The sequence below is a fragment of the Streptomyces misionensis genome (assembly GCF_007896895.1).
Classification (GTDB): Bacteria; Actinomycetota; Actinomycetes; order Streptomycetales; family Streptomycetaceae; genus Streptomyces; species Streptomyces misionensis_A.
In genome coordinates, this window is the sequence record NZ_VOGW01000119.1 from 9,476 (window position 1) to 13,599 (window position 4,124).

Annotated in this window: 5 protein-coding genes; 2 read left to right on the forward strand and 3 right to left on the reverse strand. The window is 72.7% G+C overall.

Going from position 1 to position 4,124, the window contains the following annotated elements; all coding sequences use genetic code 11:
• Positions 1–100 precede the first annotated feature (100 nt).
• Positions 101–526, reverse strand: a complete 426-nt coding sequence (locus tag FRZ03_RS20950; RefSeq protein ID WP_186785540.1) for an Hsp20/alpha crystallin family protein — start codon at positions 524–526, stop codon at positions 101–103.
• 172 nt (positions 527–698) lie between these two features.
• On the opposite strand from FRZ03_RS20950, the gene FRZ03_RS20955 reads away from it, so the two are divergent.
• Positions 699–1,001 (forward strand): hypothetical protein, encoded by a 303-nt coding sequence (locus FRZ03_RS20955; protein WP_146466693.1) that lies wholly within the window; start codon positions 699–701, stop codon positions 999–1,001.
• Between the two features lie 75 nt (positions 1,002–1,076).
• Here the strand turns inward: FRZ03_RS20955 and FRZ03_RS20960 are convergent, their stop codons facing one another.
• Positions 1,077–1,433: a winged helix-turn-helix transcriptional regulator gene (locus tag FRZ03_RS20960; RefSeq protein WP_146466694.1), complete on the reverse strand. Its 357-nt coding sequence runs from the start codon at positions 1,431–1,433 to the stop codon at positions 1,077–1,079.
• Positions 1,434–1,529: 96 nt separating this feature from the next.
• On the opposite strand from FRZ03_RS20960, the gene FRZ03_RS20965 reads away from it, so the two are divergent.
• A complete protein-coding gene (locus FRZ03_RS20965) occupies positions 1,530–2,411 on the forward strand; it encodes an NAD(P)-dependent oxidoreductase (protein WP_146466695.1) in 882 nt (293 codons plus the stop codon).
• 41 nt (positions 2,412–2,452) lie between these two features.
• Here the strand turns inward: FRZ03_RS20965 and FRZ03_RS20970 are convergent, their stop codons facing one another.
• Complete coding sequence (locus FRZ03_RS20970; protein WP_261399279.1) at positions 2,453–3,943, reverse strand: MFS transporter; 1,491 nt, start codon at positions 3,941–3,943, stop codon at positions 2,453–2,455.
• Between the last annotated feature and the right edge of the window lie 181 nt (positions 3,944–4,124).

The window sequence follows — 4,124 nt, forward strand, 5'->3', positions numbered from 1 at the left end:
GCCGGGGGCCCGGGCCCCGCCCACCGGCCGGGGCGGTGAGCGGGGCCGCCTCCGGGTGCCTCACCGGAACCGGCCCCGCTCACCGCCCCGCGGGCGGGCGTCAGCCGCTGATCTGCTTGCGGGAGGTCGATCCGCCGGTGATCTGGATGCGGCGGGGCTTGGCCTGTTCGGCCACCGGGATGCGCAGGGTCAGCACACCGGACTCGTACGAGGCGTCGATGCGGTCCGTGTCGAGCGTGTCCCCCAGGAAGAGCTGGCGGGTGAAGGCGCCCGTGGGCCGCTCGGCGACGAGCATCTCCGCGTCCTCGGGGGCCGGGCTGCGGCGCTCGGCGCGGACGTTGAGGACGTTGCGCTCGACGTCCAGCTCGATCGTCTCGGGGTCGATGCCCGGCAGGTCGAAATGGACCAGGAAGTCGTCGCCGGACCGGTAGGCGTCCATCGGCATCGCGGACGGACGGGCGGTGTTGCCGAGGACCTGCTGCGCGAGTCGGTCGAATTCGCGGAACGGGTCGGTACGCATGAGCATCACGGGTCACTCCTCTCTTCAGGTGCTGCGGTGCGATGCCCTATGGCTTCTTATATAGCTCGAAGCCGGAAAGTTGACAAGCCTCGACTCAGGTTCCGGGTCTCCCCTGACCAGCGCGTTAGCCTCGGGGCGAGATGAGGGGTATCTCCCCCTACGACTTTCGGAGGCACTCATGGCCAAGGTTCCCAGCGCTGTCGTCGCCGCGAGCGGGCTCGTCGGCGGGTACGGGGTGGCCCGGTGGACCAAGAAGCGTCAGCTGGGCGGGGCCGTGCTGGCCGTCGCCGGTGCCGCCGCGGCCCAGCAGTGGCGCAAGCAGGCCGGCGGCAAGGCCGCGGGCGCGCTGACCGCCGCCTACGTCGCCGCGTTCGCCGGTTCCCACCCGCTGGCCAAGAAGGTCGGCGCCTGGCCCTCCGTCGTCGGGGTCGCGGGCGCCGTCGCCCTCGCCTCCTGGGCCGTCGCCGACCGCAGGGCCTGAGGTCCGCCCACGAAGCCACCGTGCTGGTCGCGGCCGTCGCCGAGTGGCCGTGCCCAGCACGTGCGCAACGGGGACCTAGTGCTGTGGCCCCCTCGGCCCGGGCGGCCGCTCGCGCCCCCAGGCGGCCAGCGGCTGGAGCGCGTCGTTGAGGCGCTTGCCGTCCTCGGTCAGCGAGTACTCCACGCGGGGCGGCACCTCGTCGTAGGAGACGCGGCGCACGACACCGTCCGCCTCCAGCTCACGCAGGTGTGAGGCCAGCACCTTCTCGGTGATCCCCGGCAGCAGCCGGCGCAGCTCCCCGAAGCGGCGGCAGGGGTGCTCGTGCAGCGCCCAGAGGATCAGCACCTTCCACTTGCCGCCGATCACCTCCATCGCCGCGTCGATCCCGCAGACGTGTCCGTCCGGGGCGCCCGGCCGGTTCAGTGTCGTCATGCCCCACCCCTTCGACGTGCTCGCTCACCCGGGGGCAACCACCCACTCCGAAGTGCGTACTTGATCACCTCCGGCCCCGCGACCAGCCTAATCGGCATGCCACACAACCCCGTTGAAAAGACTCCCGTCACGATCCTGGGCCTCGGCGCGATGGGCACCGCCCTGGCGCGCGCCTGGCTCGCCGCCGGCCACCCGCTCACCGTCTGGAACCGCACCCCGGCCCGCGCCGCGGCGCTCGCCGCCGAGGGCGCACGGGTCGCGGACACCGCCGCCGAGGCGGTCGCGGCGAACACCCTCACCGTCGTCTGCCTGCTGGACGACGCCTCGGTCGGCGAGGTGCTGGCCGGCACCGATCTCACCGGCCGGGACCTGGTCAACCTGACCACCGGCACCCCTGCCCAGGCCCGCGCCCGCGCCGAGTGGGCCCGCGCGCGCGGCGCCCGCTACCTGGACGGCGGAATCATGGCCGTCCCCCCGATAATCGGCGTCCCGGAAACCGGCGGCTACGTCTTCTACAGCGGCCCCCGGGAGCTGTTCGACCGGCACCGGGCGACCCTGGGCGTCCCGGCCGGCACCACCTACGTCGGCGAGGACCCGGGCTTCGCGGCCCTGCACGACGTGGCCCTGCTCAGCGCCATGTACGGGATGTTCGCCGGGGTCGCGCACGCCTTCGCCCTGATCAGCAAGGAGGACATCGACCCCGCGGCGCTCGCCCCGCTGCTCGCCGACTGGCTCGCCGCGATGGCCCCGGCCGTGCACCAGACCGCCGACCGGCTGCGCAGCGGCGACTACACCAAGGGCGTCGTCTCCAGCCTCGCCATGCAGGTGGCCGGCACGCCGACCTTCCTGAGCACCGCCGAGCAGCAAGGCGTCAGCCCGGAACTGCTCGCCCCCTACTTCGAGTTGATACGCCGCCGCCTGGCCGAGGGCGGCGGCGAGGAGGACGTGACCGGGGTGATCGACCTGCTCGTGCGCTGATCAGCGGCCCGGTCACCGCACCCGCTCGTCGGGAAGGCGCCTCACGGCCTGCTCGCCGCCGGCGGCGGTGCCGAGGGGCCCTGGCTGCGGGGGCCGGAGGGCCGTGTGTCCTCCCCCACCGCCGTCAGCGGGCGCGCGATGTCCTCCAGGGAGCGGCGTTCCGCCCGTACCGCGAGGGCCGCCGCCACCAGGCCCGCCGCGCACATCAGGGACGCGCCGATGGAGAAGGCCAGCACCGTGTCGCCGACCCGGCCCGTGCCGGTGAGGTCGGCGAAGAGCAGGGGGCCGCTGATGCCGCCGGCCGCGGTGCCCAGGGCGTAGAAGAAGGCGATCGACATCGCCCTGGTCTCCATCGGGAAGATCTCCGAGACCGTCAGATACGCGCTGGACGCGCCCGCCGAGGCGAAGAACAGGACCGCGCACCAGCACGCCGTCAGCGTCGTCGCGTCGAGCACGCCCCGGTCGAACAGCCAGGCCGTGCCGAACAGCAGCAGGCCCGACAGCAGATACGTCGAGGAGATCATCACCCGGCGGCCGACCGTGTCGAAGAGCTTGCCGAGCAGCAGCGGGCCGCAGAAGTTGCCCACCGCGATCACCGCGAAGTAGTAGCCGGTACGGTCCGTCGGCACGCCGAAGAACTTGGTCAGGATGGCGCCGAAGCCGAACGTGATCGCGTTGTACAGGAACGCCTGGCCGATGAAGAGCGAGAAGCCGAGCACGGCCCGCCTGCGGTAGCGGCCGAAGACCGTACGGGCGATCTCCGCGAACGTGACGCTCTTGCGCTGGTGGATCTCCAGGCGGGCCTCGGTCGCGGGCAGCCGGGTGCCCTTCTCCGCCTCCACCTGCCGTTCGATGCCGGAGACGATCTCCTCCGCCTCCCGGTCGCGGCCGTGGATCAGCAGCCAGCGCGGACTCTCCGGGACGTGCCGCCGTACGAGGAGGATCACCAGCGCGAGTACGGCGCCCAGCGCGAAGGTCAGGCGCCAGCCGACGTTCATCGGCAGCAGGCCCGTGTTCAGCGCGACGATGGACAGCAGCGAACCGCCCACCGCGCCCAGCCAGAAGCTGCCGTTGATGATCAGGTCGACCCGGCCGCGGTACTGGGCCGGGATCAGCTCGTCGATCGCCGAGTTGATCGCCGCGTACTCACCGCCGATGCCGAAGCCGGTCAGGAAGCGGAACAGGAAGAACCACCAGGCTTCCCACGAGACCGCGGTCAGAGCCGTCGCCACCAGATACACCGCAAGGGTGATCATGAACAGCTTCTTGCGGCCGTACCGGTCGGTCAGCCGGCCCCAGAACAGGGCGCCCACACAGGCACCCGCCACATACAGCGCGGCGGCCACGCCCGTGATCTGACCGGACGTGATCGACAGACCGCTGCCCGGTTCGGCCAGACGGCTGGCGATGTTGCCGACGACCGTGACCTCCAGGCCGTCGAGGATCCACACCGTGCCCAGGCCGATGACGATCGTCCAGTGCCAGCGGGACCAGGGGAGGCGGTCGAGGCGGGCGGGGATGTCCGTGGTGATGGTCCGGCCGCCGCCGCCGGCCCGGCCGCCCGCGCCGTCGCCCGACCGGTCGGCTCTGCGGGTCCGGTCGCCTCCGCCGGTCCCGCCGCCACCGGAGCGGGCGTCGTCCGCCCGCCCACCGTCGGCGCGCGCCTTGTCATCGCGCGCCGCGCCACCGTCCGGAGCGCCACCGTGCGGAGCG

Coding starts and splice junctions, on each gene's coding strand:
- FRZ03_RS20950 (WP_186785540.1), bottom strand. CDS start 526: ATGCTCATGCGTACCGACCCGTTCCGCGAATTCGACCGACTCGCGCAG.
- FRZ03_RS20955 (WP_146466693.1), top strand. CDS start 699: ATGGCCAAGGTTCCCAGCGCTGTCGTCGCCGCGAGCGGGCTCGTCGGC.
- FRZ03_RS20960 (WP_146466694.1), bottom strand. CDS start 1,433: ATGACGACACTGAACCGGCCGGGCGCCCCGGACGGACACGTCTGCGGG.
- FRZ03_RS20965 (WP_146466695.1), top strand. CDS start 1,530: ATGCCACACAACCCCGTTGAAAAGACTCCCGTCACGATCCTGGGCCTC.